This is a genomic window from Agromyces sp. Soil535, from assembly GCF_001428255.1.
GTDB lineage: Bacteria > Actinomycetota > Actinomycetes > Actinomycetales > Microbacteriaceae > Agromyces.
This window is the reverse complement of sequence record NZ_LMRW01000008.1, coordinates 36,475-61,518: the sequence shown is the minus strand read 5'-3', so window position 1 is coordinate 61,518 and position 25,044 is coordinate 36,475. Positions and strand designations below refer to the sequence as shown.

General features: G+C 69.7%; 19 protein-coding genes. 13 read left to right on the top strand and 6 right to left on the bottom strand.

Annotation, left to right across the window (positions count from 1 at the left end; genetic code table 11):
* Nucleotides 1-177 precede the first annotated feature (177 nt).
* Nucleotides 178-1,371: a xylose isomerase gene (gene xylA / locus ASG80_RS08130; protein ID WP_056729672.1), complete on the bottom strand. Its 1,194-nt coding sequence runs from the start codon at nucleotides 1,369-1,371 to the stop codon at nucleotides 178-180.
* 194 nt (nucleotides 1,372-1,565) lie between these two features.
* On the opposite strand from xylA, the gene ASG80_RS08125 reads away from it, so the two are divergent.
* From ASG80_RS08125 to ASG80_RS08100, 6 genes are all read left to right on the top strand, one after another.
* Nucleotides 1,566-2,582, top strand: a complete 1,017-nt coding sequence (locus tag ASG80_RS08125) for a LacI family DNA-binding transcriptional regulator (RefSeq protein WP_056729700.1) — start codon at nucleotides 1,566-1,568, stop codon at nucleotides 2,580-2,582.
* A gap of 136 nt (nucleotides 2,583-2,718) precedes the next feature.
* A complete protein-coding gene (locus ASG80_RS08120) occupies nucleotides 2,719-4,008 on the top strand; it encodes an ABC transporter substrate-binding protein (protein WP_056729671.1) in 1,290 nt (429 codons plus the stop codon).
* Nucleotides 4,009-4,081: 73 nt separating this feature from the next.
* On the top strand, nucleotides 4,082-5,062 hold the full coding sequence (locus ASG80_RS08115; protein WP_082589944.1) for a carbohydrate ABC transporter permease: 981 nt from the start codon (nucleotides 4,082-4,084) through the stop codon (nucleotides 5,060-5,062).
* Nucleotides 5,059-5,979, top strand: a complete 921-nt coding sequence (locus tag ASG80_RS08110) for a carbohydrate ABC transporter permease (protein ID WP_056729670.1) — start codon at nucleotides 5,059-5,061, stop codon at nucleotides 5,977-5,979. Before ASG80_RS08115 ends, ASG80_RS08110 begins: the two co-directional genes overlap by 4 nt.
* Before the next feature lie 2 nt (nucleotides 5,980-5,981).
* Nucleotides 5,982-8,111, top strand: a complete 2,130-nt coding sequence (gene yicI, locus ASG80_RS08105) for an alpha-xylosidase (protein WP_056729669.1) — start codon at nucleotides 5,982-5,984, stop codon at nucleotides 8,109-8,111.
* 29 nt (nucleotides 8,112-8,140) lie between these two features.
* The gene (locus ASG80_RS08100) at nucleotides 8,141-9,163 is read left to right on the top strand and encodes a LacI family DNA-binding transcriptional regulator (protein ID WP_056729668.1); all 1,023 of its coding nucleotides are present in this window, start codon (nucleotides 8,141-8,143) and stop codon (nucleotides 9,161-9,163) included.
* 135 nt (nucleotides 9,164-9,298) lie between these two features.
* Here ASG80_RS08100 and ASG80_RS08095 read toward each other — a convergent pair whose 3' ends face one another.
* From ASG80_RS08095 to ASG80_RS08075, 5 genes are read right to left on the bottom strand one after another with little or no spacing between them, the layout of a single operon-like run.
* Nucleotides 9,299-10,909 carry a glycoside hydrolase family 43 protein gene (locus ASG80_RS08095; RefSeq protein WP_056729667.1) on the bottom strand — a complete coding sequence of 537 codons (1,611 nt, stop codon included), beginning with the start codon at nucleotides 10,907-10,909 and terminating at the stop codon, nucleotides 9,299-9,301.
* Nucleotides 10,906-13,380, bottom strand: coding sequence for a beta-glucosidase (locus ASG80_RS08090; protein ID WP_235508242.1), 2,475 nt, complete (start codon nucleotides 13,378-13,380; stop codon nucleotides 10,906-10,908). Before ASG80_RS08090 ends, ASG80_RS08095 begins: the two co-directional genes overlap by 4 nt.
* Nucleotides 13,377-14,249, bottom strand: a complete 873-nt coding sequence (locus tag ASG80_RS08085) for a carbohydrate ABC transporter permease (RefSeq protein WP_056729666.1) — start codon at nucleotides 14,247-14,249, stop codon at nucleotides 13,377-13,379. The genes ASG80_RS08090 and ASG80_RS08085 overlap by 4 nt, the downstream gene beginning before the upstream one ends.
* The gene (locus ASG80_RS08080; RefSeq protein ID WP_056729665.1) at nucleotides 14,246-15,289 is read right to left on the bottom strand and encodes a carbohydrate ABC transporter permease; all 1,044 of its coding nucleotides are present in this window, start codon (nucleotides 15,287-15,289) and stop codon (nucleotides 14,246-14,248) included. Before ASG80_RS08080 ends, ASG80_RS08085 begins: the two co-directional genes overlap by 4 nt.
* 14 nt (nucleotides 15,290-15,303) lie before the next feature.
* Nucleotides 15,304-16,599, bottom strand: coding sequence for an extracellular solute-binding protein (locus tag ASG80_RS08075; RefSeq protein WP_235508241.1), 1,296 nt, complete (start codon nucleotides 16,597-16,599; stop codon nucleotides 15,304-15,306).
* Between the two features lie 144 nt (nucleotides 16,600-16,743).
* Between ASG80_RS08075 and ASG80_RS08070 the strand changes: the two genes are divergently transcribed.
* From ASG80_RS08070 to ASG80_RS08040, 7 genes are all read left to right on the top strand, one after another.
* Entirely contained in the window at nucleotides 16,744-17,913 is a 1,170-nt protein-coding gene (locus ASG80_RS08070; protein ID WP_056729663.1) for an ROK family transcriptional regulator, read from the top strand.
* 539 nt (nucleotides 17,914-18,452) lie between these two features.
* Nucleotides 18,453-19,727 (top strand): multidrug effflux MFS transporter, encoded by a 1,275-nt coding sequence (locus ASG80_RS08065; protein ID WP_056729662.1) that lies wholly within the window; start codon nucleotides 18,453-18,455, stop codon nucleotides 19,725-19,727.
* An 82-nt stretch (nucleotides 19,728-19,809) separates the two neighbouring features.
* Nucleotides 19,810-20,562: a phosphatase PAP2 family protein gene (locus tag ASG80_RS08060; RefSeq protein ID WP_082589940.1), complete on the top strand. Its 753-nt coding sequence runs from the start codon at nucleotides 19,810-19,812 to the stop codon at nucleotides 20,560-20,562.
* Nucleotides 20,563-20,637: 75 nt separating this feature from the next.
* The gene (locus ASG80_RS08055) at nucleotides 20,638-21,669 is read left to right on the top strand and encodes a LacI family DNA-binding transcriptional regulator (protein ID WP_056729661.1); all 1,032 of its coding nucleotides are present in this window, start codon (nucleotides 20,638-20,640) and stop codon (nucleotides 21,667-21,669) included.
* Between the two features lie 209 nt (nucleotides 21,670-21,878).
* Complete coding sequence (locus ASG80_RS08050; RefSeq protein ID WP_056729660.1) at nucleotides 21,879-23,150, top strand: ABC transporter substrate-binding protein; 1,272 nt, start codon at nucleotides 21,879-21,881, stop codon at nucleotides 23,148-23,150.
* 66 nt (nucleotides 23,151-23,216) lie between these two features.
* Entirely contained in the window at nucleotides 23,217-24,164 is a 948-nt protein-coding gene (locus ASG80_RS08045; protein WP_056729659.1) for a carbohydrate ABC transporter permease, read from the top strand.
* Nucleotides 24,161-25,012 carry a carbohydrate ABC transporter permease gene (locus tag ASG80_RS08040; protein WP_082589938.1) on the top strand — a complete coding sequence of 284 codons (852 nt, stop codon included), beginning with the start codon at nucleotides 24,161-24,163 and terminating at the stop codon, nucleotides 25,010-25,012. Before ASG80_RS08045 ends, ASG80_RS08040 begins: the two co-directional genes overlap by 4 nt.
* Nucleotides 25,013-25,044: the final 32 nt, after the last annotated feature.

Here is a 25,044-nt window from a genome sequence, read left to right as displayed (position 1 = left end):
GGGGGTTCGGTCCTGCTCATGCTCCTCGTCTCCCGCCGACTGCAGGAACTTCTCGGATGCCTCGGGTGAGTCGACCGACTCGGATCGGCGTGTCACCCCGAAGTTCCTGCAGTAGGGAGTCCGGCTGGGCCGGGGGAGAGGCAGGCGGGTGGATGGGTGGGGAGAGGCCCGCAGGTCCTAACCGCGCGCGCCGAGTACGTGCTCGGTCGCGAGCTGCTGCAGGCGCACGAAGCCGAAGCCCTTGCCGCCGAGGTACGCCGACGGGTCGAAGTCCTCAAACGCCGAGCGGTCGGCGAGGAGGTCGTCGTAGGTCTCGCCCCACTCGAGCGTCGGCTGGGCGAGCTCGTAGACGCGAGCGGCTTCGAGCGCCGCCTGCACCTCGGGGTCGGCGCGGAACGCTGCGGTGCGCTCCTTGAGCAGCAGGTAGGTGCGCATGTTGGCGGCGGCCGAGTCCCAGACTCCGGTCTCGTCCTCCGTGCGCGAAGGCTTGTAGTCGAAGTGGCGCGGACCCGTGTAGGTCGGCGTGCCCCCGGGGCCGCCGTTCTCGAGCAGGTCGACGAGGGCGAACGCGTTGTGCAGGTCGCCGTGGCCGAACACGAGGTCCTGGTCGTACTTGATGCCGCGCTGGCCGTTGAGGTCGATGTGGAAGAGCTTGCCGTGGTACAGCGCCTGGGCGATGCCGGCGGCGAAGTTGAGGCCCGCCATCTGCTCGTGGCCGACCTCGGGGTTGAGGCCCACGAGCTCGGGGCGCTCGAGCGAGTCGATGAACGCGAGGGCGTGGCCGACGGTCGGCAGCAGGATGTCGCCGCGGGGTTCGTTGGGCTTCGGCTCGATCGCGAACCGGATGTCGTAGCCCTTGTCGGTCACGTAGTCGCCGAGCAGGTTCACGGCCTCGCGGTAGCGCTCGAGGGCCGAACGGATGTCCTTCGCGGCGTCGTACTCGGCGCCTTCGCGGCCGCCCCACATCACGAAGGTCTTCGCGCCGAGTTCGGCGGCGAGGTCGAGGTTTCGCAGCACCTTGCGGAGCGCGAAGCGCCGCACCTGCCGGTCGTTCGAGGTGAAGCCGCCGTCCTTGAACACGGGCGCGCTGAACAGGTTGGTGGTGACCATCGGCACGATGATGCCGGTGGCCTCGAGGGCGCCCGTCAGCCGGTCGATCTGCCGCTGGCGCTCGGCGTCGGTCGAGCCGAACGCGAAGAGGTCGTCGTCGTGGAACGTGAGGCCGTAGGCGCCGAGTTCGTCGAGCTTCTCGACCGCGTGCACGACGTCGAGCGGATGCCGCGTGGGGCCGCCGAACGGGTCGGTGCCGTTGTAGCCCACGGTCCAGAGGCCGAATGAGAACTTGTCGTCGCGGGTGGGCGCGATGGCCATGGGAGATCCGCCTTTCAGCGTCATCGGTGATTTGTTGGCATATACAACATAAGGCCGACGCGGCATCCGCCGCAAGTCCGCCCGGCCCGAAAGCCATTTGTTCTCAGTTCCGACAAAACACTTGCGCGGCGGATCGCGATGTGCGTACAGTGCCCCGACGAATCAATCGAAACGTTTAGACGATGGAGTCCGACATGGCGAAGATCCACGAGGTGGCCGAGGCCGCCGGTGTGTCGATCAGCACGGTGTCGTACGCCCTGAGCGGCAAGCGCACCATCTCCGCCGAAACCCGCCGGCGCATCGAGCAGGCCGTGCGCGAGCTCGACTACCGCCCGAACGCCGGCGCCCGCATGCTCGCAGGCCGCCGCACCAACATCTTCGCGCTCACCGAGCCGTTCCGCGCCGACACCTACGCGCCCGCCCACATGGCGTTCGTGCTCGCCACGTCCATCGCCGCCCGGCGCTACGACTACGACGTCCTGCTCCTCACCGAGGAGCAGGCCTCCGCGGGCATGCGCCGGGTCGCGAGGAGCGGCCTCGCCGACGCCGTCCTGGTGCTCGACGTCGCGCCCGACGACGAGCGCGTGGAACTCGCGCGGCATCTCGACATCCCGTCGGTCTTCGTCGGTGTGCCGAACGACCACGACGGGCTCGTGTGCGTCGACCTCGACTTCGAAGCCGCGGCCGGGCTCGCGGTCGACCGCCTGGCCGACGCGGGCCATCGCACGATCGGCCTCCTCGGGCATCCGGCGGCCGCGTACCATCGCTCGAACTTCCCGCCGCGGGTCCGCGCCGGGTTCGAGCGGCGCGCCCGCGAACGCGGGCTCGCCGACACCGTCGAGCTTCCCGAGTTCGGAGGCGCCCGCCGTGTCGCGGTGCGGGCCGCGCTCGGAGTGCTCCTCGACCGCGGCGTCACGGGCATCGTGCTCCACTGCGACGAGGAGGCCCACGTCGCGGCGCTCGACGAACTCGCCGCCCGCGGCCTCCGCGTGCCCGACGACGTCTCCGTCGTCTCAGTCGGATCGACGTTCGACACCTCGTCGATGCAGCCGCCGCTCGACGTCCTGCCGCTCGTGCCGCAGGCATCGTGCGACCTGGCCGTCGACCTCGCGATGCAACTGCTGTCCGATGCCGTGCCGCCGCCCGGCGTGCGCCTCGTCGCCCCCGTCTACCACGACCACGGATCGGTCGCCCCGCCAGGTCGACGCTGACCGGCGGGTCGACACATCCCACGAGAGGACCCCAGATCCGCGTCTTGCGTATCGAAGCGCTTCGACACCACGGGCTCGAGGACGCTCCACCCATGAACCGCACCACCCCACCCCACCCCACCAAGGAGAGAGAGCAATGAAGCACAGCAGAATCGTGGGAGTCGCCGCGGCGATCGCCGCAGCGGCACTCGTCCTCACCGGATGCTCCGGTGCCAACGACCAGGGCGACGACGTCCTGCGCCTCTGGCACTACGAGGGCGCCGACAGTGCCATGGGCGTCGCCTGGGCGGAGGCGATCAAGGTCTTCGAGGAGGAGACCGGAGCCACCGTCGAGTTCGAGGAGAAGAGCTTCGAGCAGATCCGCTCGACCGCGAGCCAGGTGCTCAACTCCGACGAGGCGCCCGACATCCTCGAGTACAACAAGGGCAACGCCACCGCGGGCCTGCTCTCGAGCCAAGGCCTGCTCACCCCGCTCGATGACGCGGTCGATGAGTTCGGCTGGGGCGACAAGCTCGCCCCGTCGCTGCAGACGACCGCCAAGTACGACGAGAACGGCGTCATGGGGTCGGGCAGCTGGTACGGCGTACCCAACTACGGCGAGTACGTCGAGGTGTACTACAACAAGGACGCCTTCGCCGCCGCCGGCCTCGAGGTGCCCACCACGCTCGCGGAGTTCGAGGACGTGCTCGCGGCCTTCGCCGCGCAGGGCGTGACGCCCCTCGCCGAGTCGGCCGCCGAGTACCCGCTCGGCCAGCTCTGGTACCAGCTCGCCCTCACGCAGGCCGATCGCCAGTTCGTGAACGACTACCAGCTCTACGAGAACCCGGTCGACTGGTCGGGCGCCGAGATCACCCACGCCACCGAGACCGTGCAGGACTGGACCGAGAAGGGCTACATCTCGGCCGACTCGAGCGGCCTGAAGGCCGAGGACGCGGGCGTCGGCTTCATCGGCGGCCAGTACCCGATGTTCTACTCGGGCAGCTGGTGGTACGGAAGATTCGCGAGCGAGATCACCGATTTCGAGTGGGGCACCTTCCTGTTCCCCGAGGCGGAGCTCTCACCCGGGTCGGCGGGCAACATGTGGGTCGTGCCGGAGAAGGCGCAGAACAAGGAGCTCGCCTACGAGTTCATCGACATCACGATGCGTCCCGAGATCCAGGCGCTCCTCGGCAACAACGGCGGTGTCCCCGTGGCCGCTGACGAGGCCGACATCACCGACGAGAAGAGCCGCGAGCTCATCGCGAACTTCAACACGCTGACCGGGCAGGACGGCCTCGCCTTCTACCCCGACTGGCCCACGCCGACGTTCTACGACGAGCTGAACGCGGGCCTGCAGGAGCTCGTCAACGGCACCAAGTCGCCCGCCGACGTGCAGCAGCAGCTCGGCGAGCAGTACCAGGCCGGCGTCGACGACATCGTCGGCTGACGCCACGGATGCCGCGGGCACGGAGTGTGCGCCGAGCCCGCGGCATCCGTCCAACCAACCGGAAGGACCCATCATGGCCATCGTCCCCGACACCCGGGCGCTCACCACGCGCGGCGCCGGCCGCGCCGGGAGCCGGGCTCCGTCCAGCCTCATCCCGGGCTCGAGCCGCAACGCCTACTGGCTGTACCTCGTGCCCGGCCTCGCGCTGCTGGCCGTCATCATCGTCGTCCCGCTGATCTGGAACATCTACCTGACGTTCACGGACTATCGCGGCATCCGTCCGCCCGAGTGGATCGGCCTCGAGAACTGGATCGAGCTGTTCGGCGACGAGGTGTTCTGGACCTCGTTCGGCAACTCCATCGCGATGATCGTCGCGATGGTGGTGGTGCCGACGCTCGCCGGCCTCGTCCTCGCCGCGATGCTCTTCGACCTCATCGGCAAGAAGTTCGGCGGCAAGCTCGCGAGCTTCCTGCGTGCCACCTACTACCTGCCGCAGATCCTGCCGGCGGTCATCGCCGCGATCGTGATCGGCTGGATCCTGCGCCCGCAGAACGGCGCGCTCAACCAGATCCTCGAGGCGATCGGGCTCGGCGCGCTGCAGCACAACTGGCTCGGCAGCCCCGACACCGCGCTGCCCAGCATCATGGTCATCATGGTCTGGGTGCAGCTCGGCTACCCGATCGTGATCTTCATGGCGGCGCTGCAGCGGGTGGACCCCGAGCTGTACGAGGCCGCCGAGCTCGACGGCGCCAACTGGTTCCAGCGGTTCCGCGCCATCACGGTGGGGATCATCCGCCCCGAGATCTTCGTCGTCACCCTGACGTGCACGATCGCAGCGCTGAAGGTGTTCGGGCCGGTCTACGCGCTGACCGGGGGTGGTCCAGGCACGGCCACGATCGTGCCCGCGTACTACGCGTACAGCGAGTTCTTCCAGTCGCAGCAGGTCGGCTACGGCGCGACGATCGCGACGGCGCTGACCGTCGTCATCGCCGCGGTCAGTGTGGCGTTCATCCTCGTGCAGAACCGTGCGGAGCGGAAGGAGGAGGCCCGATGAGCGCCGTGCTCGACGAGGCCGCGGAGACGCTCGGGGCATCCGTTCGCGAACCCGTCGACGCCAAGCGCCGCAGCCGGCGGGCAGGCGGCACGAAGCGCCGCACCGCAAGCGACTGGGTCGTGCTGGTCGTCGCGATCGTGCTCGGCTTCTTCATCGCGGTGCCGTTCCTGATGATCCTCATCAACTCGTTCAAGTCGCCCGCGGACTACAACACGTCCGGCCCGCTGAGCCTTCCGACCAGCCTGTACTTCGACGGCATCGTCGCGTTCTGGGAACGGGTGGACTTCCCCGAGAAGCTGTGGAACAGCGTGTTCATCTCAGGCCTCGTCGCGGTCTTCGCGGTGGTGCTGTCGATGTTCAACGCGTTCGCGCTGGGCATCGGCCGCGTGAAGGGCCGGCTCTGGATCGTCGTCGTGATCCTGCTCGCGAACATGCTGCCGCAGGAGGTGCTGCTCTACCCGCTGTACTTCATGTTCAAGGAGGCCGGACTCTACGACAACCAGTGGGCCGTGATCATCATCTTCACCGTGATCCAGTCGGCGTTCGGCACCTACCTGCTGGCGTCGGTCTTCGGCACCTTCCCGAAGGAATTGCTCGAGGCCGCGTCACTCGACGGCGCGAGCCGGTGGCAGATCCTCTGGCGCGTGGTCTACCCGATCTCGCGGCCGATGCTCTCGGTGCTGCTGATCTTCTTCTTCATCTGGACGTGGAACGAGTTCCTGATCCCACTCACGTTCCTGGTGTCGAACGACACGCAGACCGTGCCGGTGGCGATCACGGTGCTGCAGGGCGACCGGCTCATGGACGTGACCACGACGAGCGCCTCGGCCCTGCTCGGGCTCATCCCGACGCTCGTGTTCTTCCTCATCTTCCAACGCACCCTCACCCGGGGCATCACCGCAGGAGCAGTCAAGTAGCCATGAAGTTCACCGATGGGTTCTGGCACGTGCGTCCGGGCGTCGAGGCGCTCTACGCCCAGGAGGTGCGCGATCTCGCGGTCGAGGGCGACGAGCTGGTGGCCTGGGCGTCGACCCGCGTCGTGGAGCGGCGCGGCGACACCCTCAACCGGCCGATGCTCACGGTGTCGCTCGCGAGCCCGGCCGAGGGCGTCATCCGCGTGCGCATCGAGCACCACCGCGGCCGGCGCCGTGACCCCGGCTTCGCGATCGAGTCGGATGCCGCGCACCGCCCGGTGCTCGAGGCCGGCGACGACGAGGGCGTCCTCGACGCGGGGTCGCTGCGTGCGCGCATCCGCCGCGGCGCCCCCTGGGAGCTCGCGTTCGAGCACGACGGCGGCGCCTACACCACGAGCGGCCACAGGTCCGTCGGCTACCTGAAGCTCGCACCCGGCGCCCCGGTGGCCGCCGAGCCGACCGGTGTCGCCGGCATCACGACCACGGGCCTCGCTCCTGCGCCCGCCTACCTGCACACGCAGCTCTCGCTCGGAGTCGGCGAGCTGGTCTACGGGCTCGGCGAGCGCTTCGGGCCGCTGGTGAAGAACGGCCAGACGGTCGACATCTGGAACGCCGACGGCGGTACGTCGAGCGAGCAGGCCTACAAGAACGTGCCGTTCTACCTGACGAACCGCGGCTACGGCGTGCTCGTGAACCACGCCGGGCACGTCTCCTTCGAGGTCGGCTCCGAGGCGGTCGAGCAGGTGCAGTTCTCGGTCGCCGGCGAGAGCCTGGAGTACTTCGTCATCGCCGGTCCGACGCCCGCGGAGGTGCTCGACCGCTACACGCGCCTCACCGGGCGGCCCGCGCGCGTGCCCGAGTGGTCGTATGGGCTCTGGCTCTCGACGAGCTTCACGACCGACTACGACGAGGAGACGGTCACGTCGTTCATCGACGGCATGGCCGAGCGCGACATCCCGCTCGGCGTCTTCCACTTCGACTGCTTCTGGATGCGCGAATTCCACTGGACCGACTTCGAGTGGGACCCGGCGGTGTTCCCCGACCCCGAGGGGATGCTGGCCCGGCTGCACGATCGCGGCCTGCGCGTGAGCGTCTGGCTGAACCCCTACATCGCCCAGCGCTCCCGCCTGTTCCGCGAAGGCATGGAGGCGGGCTACCTCGTGCGGCGCGCCGACGGCTCCGTGTGGCAGTGGGACCTGTGGCAGGCCGGCATGGCCCTCGTCGACTTCACGAACCCCGAAGCCACCCGCTGGTTCCAGGATCACCTGCGGCGGCTCCTCGACCAGGGCGTGGACGCCATCAAGACGGACTTCGGCGAGCGCATCCCCGTCGACGTCGTCTGGCACGACGGCAGCGACCCCGAGGCCATGCACCACCGCTACACCGACCTCTACAACCAGGCGGTCTTCGACGTGCTCGAGGAGGCGCGCGGGCAGGGGGAGGCGGTGCTCTTCGCCCGGTCGGCGACGGCTGGCGGCCAGCGGATGCCGGTGCACTGGGGCGGTGACAACTCCTCGACGTTCACGTCGATGGCGGAGAGCCTGCGCGGCGGGCTCTCGCTCGCGCTCAGCGGGTTCGGCTACTGGAGCCACGACATCGGCGGGTTCGAGGGCGACCCCGACCCCGCGGTGTTCAAGCGCTGGCTCGCGTTCGGACTGCTCTCGAGCCACTCGCGGCTGCACGGGTCGACCAGCTATCGCGTGCCATGGGCGTTCGATCACGGCGACGAAGCGCCCGGCCAGAGCGCGGTGGAGGTCGCATCGCGGTTCGCGAAGCTCAAGCGCTCGCTCACGCCGTACCTCGTCGCGGCTGGCGAGGAGGCGCACCGCACCGGGCGGCCGATCATGCGGCCGATGCAGCTCGAGTTCCCCGACGACCCCGCGGTCGCCCACCTCGACCGGCAGTACCTGCTCGGCCCGAGCCTGCTCGTCGCGCCGGTGTTCAGCGCCTCGGGCGAGGTCGACTACTACCTGCCGCACGGCCGGTGGACGAACTGGTTCACGAAAGAGATCGTCGAGGGCGGCGGCTGGCGGCGTGAGGTGCACGGCTTCGACACGCTGCCGCTGTGGGTGCGGGAGGGTGCCGTGATCCCCGTGGTCGGCGAGGACGGGCGCGTCGGGCAGTTCGTCGGCTGACCGCAAGTTTCGACGCTAGGCTTCGAAACATGGAAACGGATGCCGCCGCAGAACGCGTCACGCTCGCGAGCGTGGCCGAGGAGGCGGGCGTGTCGCTCTCGACGATCTCGAAGGTGCTGAACGGCCGGTCGGATGTGTCGGCGGCGACCCGCACGCGGGTGGAGACGCTGCTCGCCGAGCGCGGCTACGTGCGGCGCGCCGGCCGCTCCGACGGCCGGGCCGACCTCATCGAGCTCGTCTTCCACGAGCTCGACCCGATCTGGTCGATGGAGCTCATCGACGGCGTGGAGTCGGTCGCGAAGGCGCACGGGCTGAGCGTCGTGCTCACGGTGAGCGGCAGCAGGCACGCGCCCGACCCCGACTGGATCGAGGGCGTCATGCGACGGCGCCCGGTCGGCGTCGTGCTCGTCTTCTCGGACCTCGCGCCCGAGTACCGCGAGCGGCTGCGATCGCGGGCGATCCCGTTCGTCATCGTCGATCCGGCGGGCGACCCGTCGCCCGATGCCCCGTCGGTCGGCTCGGCGAACTGGTCGGGCGGCCTCGCGGCGACCCGGCACCTCATCGAGCTCGGGCACCGGCGCATCGCCGCGATCACCGGGCCCGAGGACATGATGTGCTCGCTCGCCCGCCTCGACGGCTACCGCTCGGCGATGAACTCCGCGGGCCTCGCCATCGATCCGGAGTGGGTCCGCTTCGGCGACTTCCACGTGGAGGGCGGTCGCGACCGGGCCCGCGAGATACTGGCCCTGCCCGAGCCGCCCACGGCGATCTTCGCGGGCAGCGACCTCCAGGCGCTCGGCACGCTGGACGCCGTGCGCGAGGCCGGGCTCCGCGTGCCCGAGGACATCTCCGTCGTCGGCTACGACGACATCCCGCTCGCCCGCTGGGTGAGCCCGCGGCTCACCACCGTGCACCAGCCGCTGCGGCGCATGGGCGAGGAGGCGGCACGGCTCGCGATCCGCCTCGCAGAAGAGCCCGCGGGTACCACGCCCCGCATGGACCTCGCGACGAGCCTCGTGGTGCGCGACAGCACGGCGCCGCCCGCCGGGTAGGAGTCAGGCCCGTCCGTGCCCCTGCACCCGCGCCCGTGCACGCGTGCCCGCCTCACGGGTGGGAGGGCGACGAGTCTCCTGCGCTGGGGCTGAGCCGGAGCGCTCGCGCTCGCGGCCCCGCGCGAGGCGGCACGGTCAGCGCGCCGGCGCGTGCACCAGGCTGAGCAGATCGAAATCGGCCGCGGCCGCCAGCGCAGCGCCGCCTTCGTCTCGAGCGGGCTCGCCGACGACGAAGACCCCGCCTACGACCCCCACGAACCCGCCGCCCTCGCTCGGGCTGAGCGGCGAGAGGTCGGCCGTGCCGACCGCGATGCGGCGTTCGCCGTACTCGACCCGGGCGACGGCCTCGAAGCCGTCGATCTCGAGGGCGAGCCCGAGTCGCCCCGCGGGCACCTCGGCGACGCCCAGCACGCGGTCTTCGCCGTCGACATGCAGCACCAGTTCCACGACGCGGCCGGCAGTGCCTGCGCGCACGCCCAAGGTCAGGTGTCGGCGCTCCGAGAGCCGCAGGGTGAGCCCGGCGAGCAGGCCGGGCGACGGGGCATCCGGTGCCTCGACCACCGTCGCGAGCGTCGCGATGGGCTGCTCGAGGCGGAAGCCCGCGAACGCGTGCGGTGCGAGCTCGTGGAGGCTGCCGGAGGTGGCGTGGAGGCGCAGGTGCCCCTGCCGCTCGCCGAGCTGAGTCCTGCGCGCGCCGGGTGCGGTGCGCACCGACACCAGTTCCGGATGTACCGACGGCCCGTCGAAGTCGTCGACCAGCGACCGCGCAGCGGTCGCCTGCGCGTCCGCCCACGGCACCTCGACCTCCTCGGCCAACCGGCCGGTGGCCGGCGCGAACACCGGCCAGCCGTCTTCGAAGACGACCGGAACCAGCCAGGTCTCGCGGCCCTGCAGCGCGTCGGCGCGGGCCTCGTCGAGCGGCAGCCGCCTCGTCGCGAGCACGGTCGCCCACCACCCGCCGCGACCGTCGTCGACGAGGTCGGCATGTCCGACGTTCGCGACCGGGGCATCGCCGCCGAGATGACGGTGGGTGAGCAGCGGGTTCGCCCGCGACCCGGTGAAGGGTCCTGTCGGGCTCGCGCCGCGCGCTGCGCTCACGGCGTGGTGGCGTTCGGTGCCTCCCTCGCTCGCGACGAGCAGCAGGTCGCCTCCTCGGCGATAGAGGTGCGGCCCCTCCGCCCAGACCGCACCCTCGACCGCGCCGTGCCACACGACGTGCTCCTCGCCGGCGAGCGACATCGTGGAGAGGTCGAGCTCGCGCACCCACACCTCGGTCTGCTCGGGCCAGTCGCCCGGCTCGGCGAGCCGGGTGCCGCACCACCACGCCCGCCCGTCGTCGTCGTCGTCGTCGTCGTCGAACAGGATCGACGGGTCGATGCCCTGGGCATCCTCGATCCATGCCGGATCCGACCACGGGCCGGCCGGGTCCGTCGTGGTCACCACGAAGCTGCCCTGCCGACCCTCGCCGCCGACGAGCGTGCAGGCGACGTAGAACCGGCCCTCGTGGTGGCGGATCGTCGGCGCGAACAGCCCGCCCGAGGCCGACACCGTCGACAGGTCGAGCTGCTCGTCGCGGTGCACCGCGTGGCCCACGAGCTGCCACTCGACCAGGTCGCGAGAGCGATGCACCGGCAGCCCGGGGAAGTACTCGAAGGTCGAGGTCACCACGAAGAACTCGTCGCCCACCCGGCAGATGCTCGGATCCGGGTGGAACCCCGGCAGCACCGGGTTGCGCGCCGCGGTCACAGCGGATCCGGGCCGATCCGCTCGGAGGCCCACACGGGATGCAACGCGCGGGTGTGGTCGACCACTCGCACCGGCCCGACGAGCTCGACGTTCGCCTGCAGCGGCAAGTCGGCGCTCGACCGCCCGAAGCCCAGCACGAGCGACCCCGGCTCGACGATGCGGCGGCCGTCGCGCCCGGTGAACGCCGCGAGGTCGGCCGGCACCTCGACGCCCAGGCGCACGGATGCTCCCGGCTCGAGCTCGACTCGCCGGAACCCGACCAGCCGCTGCACCGGTCGCACGACGGATGCCACGGGGTCGTGCAGGTACAGCTGCACGACGTCGGCGCCCGCCCGGTCGCCGAGGTTCTCGATGATGAGCGACATCCTGACCGTGCCGCCGGTTGTCGCCTCGGCCGATTCCACTCGCAGGTCGCTCCATGCGAACGACGTATAGCCGAGCCCGTGGCCGAATGGGTAGCGCGCCGTCGGGTCGATGTTCGACACCTCGCTGCGCCGGGCCAACGTCGACGCCAGGTACGTCGACGGCTGCGCGCCGGGCGTCGCCGGCACGCTGACGGGCAGTCGGCCGCTCGGGTTCACGCGTCCGCTGAGGATGGCGGCGATGGCGCGCGTGCCCTCCTCGCCCGGGAAGAACGCCTGCACGATGCCGGCGGCGCGCTCGGGAGCGGTGCCGAGCACATACGGGCGGCCCGCGAGCATGGTGAGCACCGTCGGGGTGCCGGCGTCGAGCACGGCCTCGAGCAGCGCCGCTTGCGCACCGGGCAGGTCGAGGGTCTCCGCGTCGCAGCCCTCGCCGCTCGTGCCCCGGCCGAAGAGGCCGGCGCGGTCGCCGAGCGCGAGCACGACGACGTCGGCGGATGCTGCGAGCACGACCGCGTCCGCGATGCCGTGGGTCTCGCCGCCGTCGATCGAGGTGCCCGATGCGAGGGTGACCTCGGCGGCGGGGAACTCGGCGCGCAGGGCGTCGACGAGGGTCGGCAGCTCGATTCCCGCGCCGCTCGCTGGGTGGTGCACGCCGACGTGCGTCGGGAAGGCGTAGCAGCCGAGCACGGCGAGCGGGTCGTCGGCGGTCGGGCCGATCACGGCGATGCGTGCGGGCGCGGACAGGGGCAGCGTGCCGTCGTTGCGCAGCAACACGATCGCCTGCTCGGCGATGTCGCGCGCGAGGGCGCGATTCTCCACCGGGTCGAGGTCGACCGTGCCCTGCGCGGCCGCGGCCGGCGCCGCCGGATCGTCGAGCAGGCCCGCCTCGATCTTCTGCACGAGCACCCGGCGGAGGGCCCGATCGACGACCTCCTCGCCGACGCGGCCGTCGGCGACCGCCCGCACGAGCGGCTCGCCGAACGCGTGCACCGTGGGCAGTTCCACGTCGATGCCCGCCTCGAGCGCCGCCGCGGCCGCCTCGCCGAGGTCGCCGGCCGTGCCGTGCAGGGTCTCGAGGAAGGCCACCGAGAAGTAGTCGGCGACGACGGTGCCCTCGAAGCCCCAGGTCTCGCGCAGCACGCCCGTGAGCAGGTCGCCGTCGGCAGCCGTGGGCACGCCGTCGAGATCGGTGTACGCGTTCATCACCGAACGCGGCTTCGCATCGCGCACCACCATCTCGAACGGCGGCAGCAGCACGTCGGCCAGCTCCCTGGCGCCGACCGACACGGGCGCCAGGTTGCGGCCCGCCCGCGACGCCGAGTACCCGACGAAGTGCTTGAGCGTCGCCACGATGCCGGATGCCTCGAGCCCGCGCACGTACGCCGTGCCGAGGGTGCCGACCAGGTACGGATCTTCGCCCATGGTCTCCTCGACGCGGCCCCAGCGGGCGTCGCGCACCACGTCGAGCACCGGAGCCAGTCCCTGGTGCACGCCGACCGAGCGCATGTCGGCGCCGATGCGGCGCGCCATCTGCTCGATGAGCTCGGGATCGAACGTCGCGCCCCACGACAGCGGCACCGGGTAGGCGGTCGCGCCGTAGGCGGCGAAGCCCGCCAGGCACTCTTCGTGCACGAGCGCCGGAATGCCGAACCTGCTCGACGCGACGATGCGCTCCTGCAGGCGGGCGAGCGACCGCGCCCCGACCGCCGCATCGACCGGCGCGGTGCCGAAGGCCCGCGTGATCTGGCCGAGGCCCTTGGGCAGCAGCTCATCGAGATCCACTGCGCTGCTCATGTCGTGCTGGTGCGGGGCCACGTCGGCGCCGTCATCTGAGGCACCGATCCAGATGCCGTAGAGCTGGGCGATCTTCTCTTCGAGGGAGAGTTCGGCGATGAGCGCGCCCGCGCGCACACCGGCAGGCAGCGAACGGTCGCGCCACGGAACATCCGTCGTCGTCGTGACACCCGTCGTCTGGGCATCCGTCATCGTGTCGGCCTCTCGCTTCGTCTGGGCATCCGTCATCGTGTCGGCCTCTCGCTCCGTCGGGGCATCCGTCATCGTGGCGGCATCCATCGCGTACGCAGCATCCGTCACCGGCTCGCTCATCCCTTCACCGCCCCGGTCAGGCCGCCGACGATGCGGCGCTCGAAGATGCTGAAGAAGATGAGGGCGGGGATCATCGACAGCGAGGTGAAGGCGAGCACTTTGGCGGTGTCGACGGAGTACTGCGAGGCGAAGGCCTGCACGCCGAGCGGCAGGGTGAAGGCGGCCTCGTTGTTCAGGATGAACAGCGGCAGGATGTAGCTGTTCCAGCTCGCGATGTAGGCGAGGATGCCCACGGTGATGACGCCGGGCAACGCCAACGGCACCACCATCCTCCAGAAGAAGCCGAGGCGCGAGCATCCGTCGATCGAGGCGGCCTCCTCGATCTCGTCGGGGATGGCACGCAGGAACGGCACGAGGATGATGATCGTCGCCGGCAGGGCGAAGGCGATCTGGGGCAGGATGATGCCGGCCATGGAGTTCATCAGGCCGAGGTTGCGCACCACGATGTACAGGGGCGTGATCGCCACCGTCATCGGGAACATCAGGCCTGCGGCGAAGACCGCGTAGAGCAGCCCGCGCGCCCGAAACCGGTACCGCGCGAGCACGTAGCTGGCCATGAGGCCGAGCGCGACGACCCCGATCGTGGTGACGACCGCAGCGACCGTGGAGTTCGCCACCTCGCCCCAGAATGTCGTGCTGCCGAGCACTTCGGCGTAGTTCTTCGTCACCCAGGGCGAAGGCAGCCCCGACGGGTCGGCGGTGATCTGTGCGTTGGTCCGGAAGCCGCCGACGATGATGTACGCGATCGGCGCCAGCATGAGCGCGATGACGACGAGGGCGCCGAAGTAGATGGCGGGACTGCCCCATGGCAGCCGGCCGTTGCCGCGCGGCCGCCTGGCCCGCGGGATGGCGATGGTGGAGGTGGTCATCGCTCGCTCCGTTCTGTGAGGGCGCCCGCCGTGTCACGGCGCAGCACGTAGCGCTGGTAGACGAGGGCGACGACGAGCGAGATGAGGAACAGCACGACCGCCACGGCGTTGCCGTAGCCGTAGTTGCCGGCATTGCGGCCGTTGGCGACCATGTACGTCGCCATCGTCGAGGTGCCGGCGGTCGAGGCGATGTACTGACCCCAGATGATGTAGACGAGGTCGAACAGCTGCAGCGATCCGATGATCGACAGGAACGCCCAGATGCGCAGGGTCGGTCCGAGCAGCGGCAGCGTGATCCGGCGCTGGATCTGCCAGTAGGAGGCGCCGTCGATCTGGGCGGCCTCGGTGAGCTCCTGCGGGATGCCCTGCAGTCCGGCGAGGAAGAGGATGACGGCGAAGCCGATGTACTTCCAGGTGATGATCGCCAGCAGGGTCCAGATCGCCAGCCCGGGATTCGAGAGCCAGTCCTGGGCGAGCGCGCCGAGGCCGATCTTCTCGAGCAGTCCGTTGAGCGCGCCGTCGCTCTGGAGCATGAGGCTCCAGCCGGTGCCGACGACGACCTCGGCGATGACGTACGGCACGAAGATGAGCACCCGGATCGCCGACTGCCCCCGCATCGGGCGGTTCAGCAGCAGCGCCAGCAGCAGCGCGATCGGCCCCTGCAGCACGAGCGACATCACGACGATGACGACGTTGTGCCAGAGCGCCTCGTGGAACGTCGGGTCCTGGAAGATCGTGACGTAGTTCTGGAGGCCGACGAAGTCCGTGGGCGGACCATAGCCCTTCCATCGGAAGAATCCGTAGTACCCGGCCATGACGACCGGGAAGATGACGAAGCCGAGGAAGACGACGAGGGCCGGGCCGACGAGCACGGCGATCTCGAGGACCTTCCGCCAGTCGCGCCGGCCGCGGCCGAGACTCGGGGCCGACGCCGCCGGGGCGATGGCCGGGCGCGGGGCCGGGGACGACATGTCGTCCCCGGCCCGCACGCCGTCCGCCAGGGCTCGCCTCGGTGCGGGAGAGCTGGTGCGAACGCTCATGTTGCGAGGGCCTCTCAGCCCTTCTTGATGGCGTCTTCGACGGCGTCGACGATGCCCTGGGCGTCGCCCTTGCCGGCGAGCAGGTCGACGACGCCGACGTTCAGCGCGTTGCCGACGTTCTGGCCGAGCAGCGTGTCGAGCCACACCGAGACATACGGCGCGTCGCTGTACGAGGCGAGCACCTCCTGCAAGGCGGGGTCGGTGACGACGCCCTGGGCATCCTTGTTGGCCGGCAGCGTGACGAACGCCTCGGCGTAGGCTTCCTGCTGCTCCTTCTGCGAGGCGAACTCGAGGAACTCTGCGCATTCCTTCGGCGCGTCGACGTAGCAGCTGTAGCCGTCGACGCCGCCCATCATCGCGCCGGCGTCGCCGTCGCCGCCGTCCACGGCGGGGAAGGGGAACCAGCCGAGGTCGGCGAGCGGCTGCTCGTCGGGCGTGAGCGAGGCGATCACTCCGGGGTCCCACGCGCCCATGAGCTCCATCGCCGCCTTGTGGTTGGCGATGAGGCCCGCGGAGGAGCCGGCCCCCTGCTGGGCGGTGGTGGTGAGGAAGCCCTCGTTGTACGGCTCGGTGGCGGCGAAGTCCGCGAGGTCCTCGCCGGCGCGCAGGAAGCACTCGTCCGAGAAGCTCGGGTCGGTGGCGAGCGCGGCCACGACGTCCTGCGAGCACTCCCGCAGCACGAAGAAGTAGTACCAGTGGGCTGCGGGCCAGGCGTCCTTGGCGCCGAGGGCGATCGGGGCGATACCGGCGGCCTTGAGCTTGTCGACGTCTTCGCCGAGCTCGTCGAACGTCGTCGGCGTCTCGGTGATGCCCGCCTGGGCGAACAGGTCCTTGCTGTAGTAGATGCCGCCCGGCAGCACGGAGGAGGGCACGCCGTAGACCTTGTCGTCGACGGAGAACGCGGCGAGCGATGCCTCGCCCAGCGCGGACTTGGTGTCGTCCGAGAGCGCATCGGTGAGGTCCTGCACCTGACCGGCCTCGACGACGGCCGCGAGCTTGCCGCCGCCGCGGGCCATGAAGATGTCGGGCGCGTCACCTGAGTTCAGGGCGGTCTGGAGTTTGCCGTCCATATCCTCGTTCTGGATGGCCTGGATCTTGATGTCGACGCCGGGGTGCTCGGCCTCGAAATCCTTCGCCGTCTGCTCCCAATACGCCTTGCCGTCGCCGGTGGTGGAGTTGTGCCAGAAGGACAGTTCGACCGTGCCGTCCTCCGCGTCACCGCCGCCGGCACTGCACCCGGCGAGGGTGCCGACGGCCAGTGCGGCCACGGCACCCAGCGTGACGAGCCGTGTGGTGCTGCGTCTGTTCATCATTGAACCTCTCGAAAGTTTCGACCTTCACGTCGAAAGTGATCTGGACGCCTCGAATACTACGTCGCTCGGCATTTGGGGTCAAGCGCAACATATTCGGCGCGTCGCCGATGCGCCCTTCGGCGGCGCGCCTAGAGTGGTCGCGTGGCAGAGCGAGGCGGAACGTTCGACGGGGTGCACCGTCGAAACCTCTCGAAACTCCTCGGGCTCGTGCACCTCGAGGGGCCCCTCTCTCGCGCCCGGCTGACGGCCGCGACGGGTCTCAACCGCTCGACCGTGGCCGCGCTCGCCGCCGAGCTCGTCGACCACGGGCTCGTGGTGGAACGCGCCCCGGATCCGACGAATCGCGTGGGCCGTCCGTCGCCCGTGGTGGCGCCGCACCCCGGCGTGACCGCCATCGCCGTGAACCCCGAGGTCGACGCGGTGACCATCGCGGCGGTCGGCCTCGACGGCCGCATCCCGGTGCGGGAGCGCGTGGACGTCGACCACCTCGTGTCGCCAGCCGAGACCGCCGAGCTCGTCGCCCGCACGATCGAGCGCTGGCGATCGGGCGAGCTGGTCCGCGCCCGCATCGTGGCGGTGGGCCTCGCCGTGCCGGGACTCGTGCGCGCCTCCGACGGACTCGTCCGGCTCGCCCCGCACCTGGAGTGGACGGATGCCCCGATCCGCACCCTCGTCGAGGACGCGACCGGCCTGCCGACCGTGGTGGGCAACGACGCGAGCCTGGGCGCCCTCGCCGAGCACCTCTTCGGAGCGGGACGCGGGGTCGACGACATCGTCTACCTCAACGGCGGTGCGAGCGGCATCGGCGGCGGTCTCATCGTGCACGGGCTGCCCGTCGGCGGAGCGGGCGGGTACGCGGGGGAGTTCGGCCAGAATCGCCCGGGCATCGCCTCGCCCGACGATCGCCGGGCGGCCGGCGGCGTGCTCGAGGACGAGGTGAGCCGCGCCCGGCTGCTCGCGGTCGTCGGCCTCGCCGCCGCCGACGAGCCCACGCTCGCCGCAGCCCTCGATGCGTCGGACTCGCCCGAAGTGGCGGCAGAGCTCGCGCGTCAGCGCCGCATCCTCTCGACCGCGCTCGCCAACGCCGTGAACGTCCTGAACCCGTCGCTGGTCGTGCTCGGCGGTTTCCTCGCCACCGTCGCCGAGAGCGACCCCGGCGCCCTCGCGGCGGCCGTCGCCGAACAGGCCATGCCGGCAGCGGTGGAGGACGTCGACCTCCGCGTCGCCGCGCTCGGCGAGGACCGCCTCGCCATCGGTGCGGCCGAGCTGGCGTTCCAGGACCTGCTCGCCGACCCGCTCACGGGTGTCTGAGGGGCGGCGCCCACACACTGAGGCGTGCCTTCGCACGACCTGCCGGCGCGCTGATGCGCCCTCGCGCTGACGCTGGCGCGCGGCGTCCCTGCATGCGCGGCCCTCATCGCATGCAGCACTACCTCGACTCACGAGTTCTGGTCGGCTGGGGCCCAAGAGCAGCGGCCAGAACTCGTGAGTCGCATATCGATCTCATGCCGGGACGCGCCATCTCTCCCATTCGCGCGCAGGCCGACGTCGAGTCACGGGATTTCGTCGCTCAACGCAGTGAGTGGCGGCCGTAACTCGTGAGTCGCGAACCAATGTCGCGCGGCGTCGCGTGCTCGCTGACCCGCTCACGGGTGTCTGAGGGGCGCGGGGATGCGCTTCCCGCTTGCGTGAGCCGGGGCGGCATCAGCTAGAATCGATCACAGTCGAATCGATTCGAGGCCATGATGGCCGAGATCGCCTCACGACGGCGCCGAGCAGGGCGCCGTCGTTCCTGTTTCCCCGGCGCCCGAGGGCGTGCGCCGCCGCACACGAGCACGCCCAGGATCCGCATGTCCTCCACCGCCTCCATCCCCATCATCCGGCCCGACGACTACTCGGCGCCCGCGCACCCCGGCGACCTCCTCTCACGCCGCCAGCGCCTCGTCTACGTGCTCGTGCTCGGCGCGCTCACCGCACTCGGCCCGTTCACGGTCGACCTGTACCTGCCCGCGTTCCCCGTGCTGCAGGACGAGCTCGGCGTCTCGGCCGCGGCGGTGCAGCTCACGCTCACCGGCACGATGGTGGGCTTCGGCTTCGGCCAGCTCATCGTCGGCCCCTGGAGCGACAAGGTCGGCCGTCGCCTGCCGCTCATCCTCGCCACGACGCTGCACATCGCGGCATCCGTCGGCGCAGCGTTCGCGCCCGACATCGTGTGGCTCAGCGTGTTCCGCCTGCTGCAGGGCTTCGGCGCGGCCGCGGGCGGCGTGGTCGCCATGGCGATGGTGCGCGACCTGTTCGGCGGCAAGCCGCTCGTGCGCATGCTCTCGCGCCTTGCGCTCGTGAACGGCCTCGCGCCGGTGCTCGCCCCGGTCATCGGCTCGCAGCTGCTCGCCGTCATGGACTGGCGCGGCATCTTCGTGGTGCTCGCGATCTACGGGGCCGTCGTCGTCACGGCCGTCGCATTCTTCATCGTCGAGACGCTGCCCCAGTCGCGCCGCCACCTCGCCGGTCACTCGACCCTGCGCGACCGGTACGCCGCGCTCTTCCGCGACCGCGTGTACCTGGGCGCCGTGCTCATCGGCGGCATGACGTTCACCGGCCTCTTCGGGTACCTGTCGACGTCGTCGTTCCTCTTCCAGGAGATCTACGCGTTCAGCGCCCAGGAGTACGGCCTCCTGTTCGCGGTCAACTCCGTCGGCATCATCATCGGTGTGCAAACGAGCTCGCGCCTGATGCGCGGGGCGGTGCAACCCCAGTGGATCCTCGCGATCACCACCGTCGTGCACCTCTCGATGGCGATCGCCATCATGGTGCTCGACAACTCGGGTGCTGGCTTCTGGGGCACGGCGATCCCGCTCTGGATCTACATCCTCGCCTGCGGCTTCTCGTTCCCCGCGGTGCAGGTGCTCGCCCTCGCCCATCACGGCGCAGAGGCGGGCACCGCCGCGTCGCTGCTCGGCGCGCTGAACTTCGGTCTCGCGGGCCTGATCTCGCCGCTCATCGGCCTCATGGGCGTCGGCAGCGCCGTGCCCATGGCGTTCGTGATGACCCTCGCGGCGGTCGTGGCGATCGCCGCCCTGTGGGCGCTCGTGCGGCCGAAGACGGTGCCTCCGCTCAGCGACTGACGGCGCGCGGATGCCGAGGGCGGATGCCGCGAGGCGGGCGCCGCGGCATCCGGCATCGCGTGCTCGCGGCTAGCGTGGTGGGATGACGGACACCGACGACCTGCGGCCCGCGCAGCGGGAGGCGCGGGCGCAGCGGCTCGGCCGCCGGGTGCCGTTCGTGAGCGGCGTGGTCGCGGTCGTCGCCGCGGCCCTGCTCGGCGTCGTCATCATGGCCCGCTCGGGCGGCCTGCCGTTCGCGTTCGACGAGGAATGGGCGGCGGATCTCGTGGCGCTGCGCGGTCCTGTCGGCGACGTGTTCGCGTACTTCATGAACGCACTCGGCGGCGGAGTCGTGGGCGTGTTCCTGGTGCCCGTTGTGGCCGCGGTCGTGCTGCTCATCGCGAGACGACCGTGGGGTGCGCTGTACTTCATCGTGGCGTCGGCCGCGAGCGCCCTGGTCGTGCAGATCCTGAAGAACGTGTTCGGGCGCGCTCGGCCCGAGGACATCATGGTCACCTCCGACACCGGTTCATTCCCGTCGGGGCATGTCGCGAACGCGGCCACGATCGCGGTCGCGTTGGGCGTCATCGTGCCGGCGGTGTGGGTGTGGGTGCTCGGCGGCGTCTACACGGTGCTCATGGCCGTCAGTCGCACCTACCTGGGTGCGCACTGGCTCTCCGACACGATCGGCGGCCTCCTGGTTGGAGCGGGCGTCGCGCTCGTGCTGTGGTCGTTGTTCGCCGCACCCCTCGAGCGCGAGCGGCTCGCGTGGATCGCGCGCGTCTCGGCGCGGAACGCCGCCCGCGCACAGGCGCACGTCACGCCGCCGGCGAGCGAGCGGGACGCGAAGGACTGAATCACCCGCCGCCGATCCGCGGTACGCCGAGTACAACGTTGTAGACTCGCGCCGAACGGCTGAGGAGGCTCATACATGGCGTCGACGCTGCACGATGTCGCGAAACTCGCCGGCGTGTCCATCAAGACGGTGTCGAACGTCATCCACGACTACCCGCACATCCGCCCGGCCACCCGCGAGCGCGTCGAGCAGGCCATCGCCGAGCTCGGGTACATTCCGAACCTCACCGCTCGGAGCCTGCGTTCGGGGCGCACCGGTGCGATCGCACTCGCGGTGCCCGACCTCGGGCTGAGTTACTTCGCCGAGCTCGCGGCATCCGTCATCGAGGCGGCCGAGGAGGCCGGCGTCGTCGTGCTCGTGGAGCAGACCGGCGGCGACCGCGATCGCGAGCTCGACCTCCTGCGCAGCCCGCGGCTGAAGATGACCGACGGCTTGATCTTCAGCGCGCTCGGGATGGGTCAGGAAGACGTTGAAGCGCTCGACGTGCCCTACCCCCTCGTGCTTCTCGGCGAACGCATCTTCGGTGGGCCGTGCGATCACGTGACGATGCGCAACGTCGAGGCCGCACGGGCGGCGACCGAGTACCTCATCGGTTCGGGTCGGCAACGGATCGCGGTCATCGGCGCACACGAGGGCGAGGTGATCGGCTCGGCAGGCCTCCGCCTCAGTGGGTATCGTCAGGCTCTCGAAGTACACAGTCTGCCGTTCGACGAATCGATCATCGGTTACACGACCCTGTGGCATCGCGCGAACGGCGCGACGTGCATGCGCGAGCTGCTCGACCGCGGCGTGGAATTCGACGCGGTCTTCGGCCTTAACGACACGCTCGCCCTGGGCGCCATGCGCGCCCTGCAGGAGTCGGGCCGGCGGGTTCCGGACGATGTGGCGGTCGTCGGCTACGACGACCTGGACGAGGCGCAGTACTCGATTCCTTCGCTCACGACGGTGGACCCGGGTCAGCCGTGGATCGCACGCACCGCCGTGCAGACGCTCCTCGATCGAATCGAACGCGGCGATGCCGCCGGGCCGGCGCGACAGCTCTTGGCCGAGTTCTCGATCATCGAACGCGAGTCGGCGCCGCCTCCAATCAGGAGCGGGACACTGTAACGCCGTCGTCGACTCGGCCATTTGATGTTGGCCGTGGTACGGCGGGGGGCAGGATGTCGGTCTGGTTCTACAACGATATAGAAATCGCTTGACAGGGCGACATCCGCTGTGGAGGATGGTGGTGTTACAACGTTGTAAACCGCAAGCTCCCATCGTGCGACACCAAGTGCAGACAGAGCAGTCCCGCATCAGAGAGAGAACCCACACCAATGTTCCGCACCCGATTCCTTCTGGGCGCCGGCGCCGCTGCCGCCGCCCTTGCGCTCGCCGGCTGTTCGGTCGGCGGCGAGTCCGACGACGCGAGCGACGGCCCTACCGAGCTGACCTTCTGGCATGGCTATACGGAGGCCGACGGCGACGTGCTGGAGCAGATCGTCGATGAATTCAACGCCTCGCAAGACGAGGTCGTGATCTCGACCGAGATCAAGACCTGGGCCGTCATCGACGACACGCTGCTTCCCGCGCTCTCCGCAGGCGATGGTCCCGACATCGTGGCGATGCCCGCCGAGCGTCTTCCCGTCTACGCGGCCCGCGGCGCGTTCGCGTCCCTTGACGATTTCTACGCGGACCCCGATTCGAACACGGCGAACCTCAACCCTGGAGCTGTGGAGATGGAGACCGTGGAGGGGTCCCGCTACGGCGTACCGACGGGCTTCGTACCCCTCGCCGTGTACTACAACAAGGCACTGTTCGAAGCCGCAGGCATCAGTGAACCGCCCGCGACCTGGGATGAGTGGGTTACGACCGCCAAGTCGCTGACCGTCGACGGCAACGGCGATGGGACGCCCGAGCAGTATGGTGTTGTGCTGCCCGACCATGCGACCGTCGCGAACGGTCTTTGGCCGTCCTTGTTCTACGGCAACGACGGCGACATCGTCGAAGGTGGGGACACCGCCGTGATCGACTCGCCCGAGAATGCCGAGACGCTCGAATTCTGGCGTTCGGCGATCGTCGACGACAAGATCTCGCCGACTGGCGTTGATGGAATCGGCGCCGATGAGGTGTTCAGCAGCGGGAAGGCAGCCATGACCGTGGGTGGCCCCTGGATGGTGTTCATCGCGGGGGACAACGGCATCGATTACGGCATCGCACCCATTCCGGCCGGTCCGGAAGCGCAGGCCGCATCGGCGATCGGCGTCTCGATGGCGATCACCGCACAGGATGACGTTGCGAAGCAGGAGGCGGCGGAACAGTTCTTCGCCTACTTCCTCAACGACGAGAACTCGGTGGCATGGTCTCTCGGCTCCGGCTGGCCGCCTCTGCGTACGGACATCCCGGCGGATGCCGTCTCCGAGAACGCCACGGTCGCCGCGCTGACCGAGCAGGCTGAGCTCGGCCGCCCGCTGCTTCCCGGCGTCGTGAACAGCGTCGACGTGCTCACCGCAGTCGACGAACTCACGCAGAAGGTCATCGCCGGCGGCGACATCGAGGCATTGCTGGCCGAGGCGCAGACCGCGATCCAGACCGCACTGGACGACTGACCCGGCGTGCATCGACCGAGGGGGCGCCCTTCGGGGCGCCCCCTCTCCTGCAGAGATCATGGAGCCATGAGCACCCAGAACCACATCGTCCGCCGCTATCGGCCGGCGGCACCTCTCGGCGGACGCCGAGTGGCGCCGGCTTCCCGGCAGCGCAGCATCACGGCCCTCGCCTTCCTCGCCCCCGCGCTCATCATCCTGGCTGCGTTCGTGGCATGGCCGGCGCTGTCGGCCCTGCGGCTCTCGTTCACTGATGCAAGCGGTTTCGGGAAAGAGGAATTCGTGGGCTTCGGCAATTACGTCGAGGTCTTCACGCAGCCCGACATCCTCAATGCCGTGGTGAACACGGTCTGGTACACGGTACTCTTCACGCCGACGGCGGTCCTCGTCGCCCTCGGGCTCGCGCTGCTCCTCAACAATCCGCACCTGCCCTTCCGCTCGTTCTTCCGCACGGCGCTCTTCCTCCCGTTCATCGTCTCCCTCGCCGTCGGCGCCTTCGCGTGGAGCTATCTCATCGACCCGCAGATCGGTCTGCTGAACTACTGGCTGAACGGGCTCGGGGTGCGCATCGGCAACGTCCTCCAAGACCCCGTGCTCGCCATGCCCATGGTCGCGCTCGTGGCGGTCTGGAAGAACTTCGGGTTCTACTTCGTCATCTTCCTCGCCGGTCTTCAGGACATCCCCGCGTCGCTCTACGAAGCCGCGCGAGTAGATGGCGCGGGGCCGTGGTCGCGATTCCGGAACGTAACGGTACCTCTCCTGTCGAACACGTTCGCGTTCGTGGTCATCTTCGCGATGATCGCGGCGCTCCAGGCATTCGACCAGATCTACGTCATGACGGGTGGCGGTCCGTACGGGAGCACCCAGACCGTGGTGATGGAGATCTACGAGTCAGGCTTCCGAAAGCTCGAGCTCGGCTTCGCCTCCGCACTCTCGTATGTCCTGCTGATCGCCACGCTCCTGCTCAGCGCCGCGCAGTTCGTATTCTTTGGCCGCCGTGAGAAGGACCTGTCGTGACCACCGCCACCGCCATTCGCCGTCGCTCCGGTCTACGTCCGAGTACGGTGCTCGCGACGCTGGCGCTCGTCTTCACCACCGCGTTCGTGCTGCTCCCGATCGCGATCATCGTCTTCACCGCGTTCAAGCCCGTCGCCGAAGTGAATGCCTATCCGCCCACCCTGCTTCCGACGGAGTGGACGCTCGACAACCTCGCTCGGATAATGCAGGAACTGCCGTTCGCAAGACTCGTGCTCAACAGCTTCATCTTCGCGGGGGGCGTCACGCTATTCGCACTCGTGTTCGACTCGCTGGCCGCCTACGCGCTTGCCCGCATGGATTTCACGGGGCAGCGGGTGCTCCTCGTCGCGATCATCGCGAGCCTCATGATTCCATTCCAGGCGACCCTGATCCCCGTGTACCAGCTCGTGAGCCAGCTCGACTGGGTCAACACCTACGCCGGACTCATCGCGCCTCGGGCAGCGGATGCCTTCGGCATCTTCTTCCTCCGTCAGTTCTTCCTCGCCCTACCCCGGGACATCGACTCGGCGGCCCGCATCGACGGTGCGTCCGAGTTCAGGATCTTCCGCAGTATCGTGCTGCCGAACGCGGTTCCAGCCCTTCTGACGCTGGCGATCTTCACGTTCGTCAACAACTGGAACGACCTCCTCTGGCCGCTCGTGTTCACGACGGAGAGCGAGATGGGGACGATCACGTCGGGGCTCACGCTGCTGACCGGCCCCGGCGGCATCATCCCCTACGGCGTGATGATGGCGGGCTCCCTCATCGCGGTGCTTCCGCTCGTGATCGCCTTCCTTCTCGTACAGCGCCGGTTCATCGAGAGCATCGCGACGACGGGACTGAAGTGAGCAGCCGACCGGATTGGTATCGAGACGGCACG

Bases quoted from the DNA above. Each gene is read 5' to 3' on its own strand.
- ASG80_RS08055 (WP_056729661.1), top strand. From the start codon at position 20,638: ATGGCGTCGACGCTGCACGATGTCGCGAAACTCGCCGGCGTGTCCATC.
- ASG80_RS08075 (WP_235508241.1), bottom strand. From the start codon at position 16,599: ATGAACAGACGCAGCACCACACGGCTCGTCACGCTGGGTGCCGTGGCC.
- ASG80_RS08080 (WP_056729665.1), bottom strand. From the start codon at position 15,289: ATGAGCGTTCGCACCAGCTCTCCCGCACCGAGGCGAGCCCTGGCGGAC.
- ASG80_RS08115 (WP_082589944.1), top strand. From the start codon at position 4,082: ATGGCCATCGTCCCCGACACCCGGGCGCTCACCACGCGCGGCGCCGGC.
- ASG80_RS08065 (WP_056729662.1), top strand. From the start codon at position 18,453: ATGTCCTCCACCGCCTCCATCCCCATCATCCGGCCCGACGACTACTCG.
- ASG80_RS08100 (WP_056729668.1), top strand. From the start codon at position 8,141: ATGGAAACGGATGCCGCCGCAGAACGCGTCACGCTCGCGAGCGTGGCC.
- ASG80_RS08090 (WP_235508242.1), bottom strand. From the start codon at position 13,380: ATGAGCGAGCCGGTGACGGATGCTGCGTACGCGATGGATGCCGCCACG.
- ASG80_RS08125 (WP_056729700.1), top strand. From the start codon at position 1,566: ATGGCGAAGATCCACGAGGTGGCCGAGGCCGCCGGTGTGTCGATCAGC.
- ASG80_RS08110 (WP_056729670.1), top strand. From the start codon at position 5,059: ATGAGCGCCGTGCTCGACGAGGCCGCGGAGACGCTCGGGGCATCCGTT.
- ASG80_RS08060 (WP_082589940.1), top strand. From the start codon at position 19,810: ATGACGGACACCGACGACCTGCGGCCCGCGCAGCGGGAGGCGCGGGCG.
- yicI (WP_056729669.1), top strand. From the start codon at position 5,982: ATGAAGTTCACCGATGGGTTCTGGCACGTGCGTCCGGGCGTCGAGGCG.
- ASG80_RS08085 (WP_056729666.1), bottom strand. From the start codon at position 14,249: ATGACCACCTCCACCATCGCCATCCCGCGGGCCAGGCGGCCGCGCGGC.
- ASG80_RS08120 (WP_056729671.1), top strand. From the start codon at position 2,719: ATGAAGCACAGCAGAATCGTGGGAGTCGCCGCGGCGATCGCCGCAGCG.
- xylA (WP_056729672.1), bottom strand. From the start codon at position 1,371: ATGGCCATCGCGCCCACCCGCGACGACAAGTTCTCATTCGGCCTCTGG.
- ASG80_RS08050 (WP_056729660.1), top strand. From the start codon at position 21,879: ATGTTCCGCACCCGATTCCTTCTGGGCGCCGGCGCCGCTGCCGCCGCC.
- ASG80_RS08045 (WP_056729659.1), top strand. From the start codon at position 23,217: ATGAGCACCCAGAACCACATCGTCCGCCGCTATCGGCCGGCGGCACCT.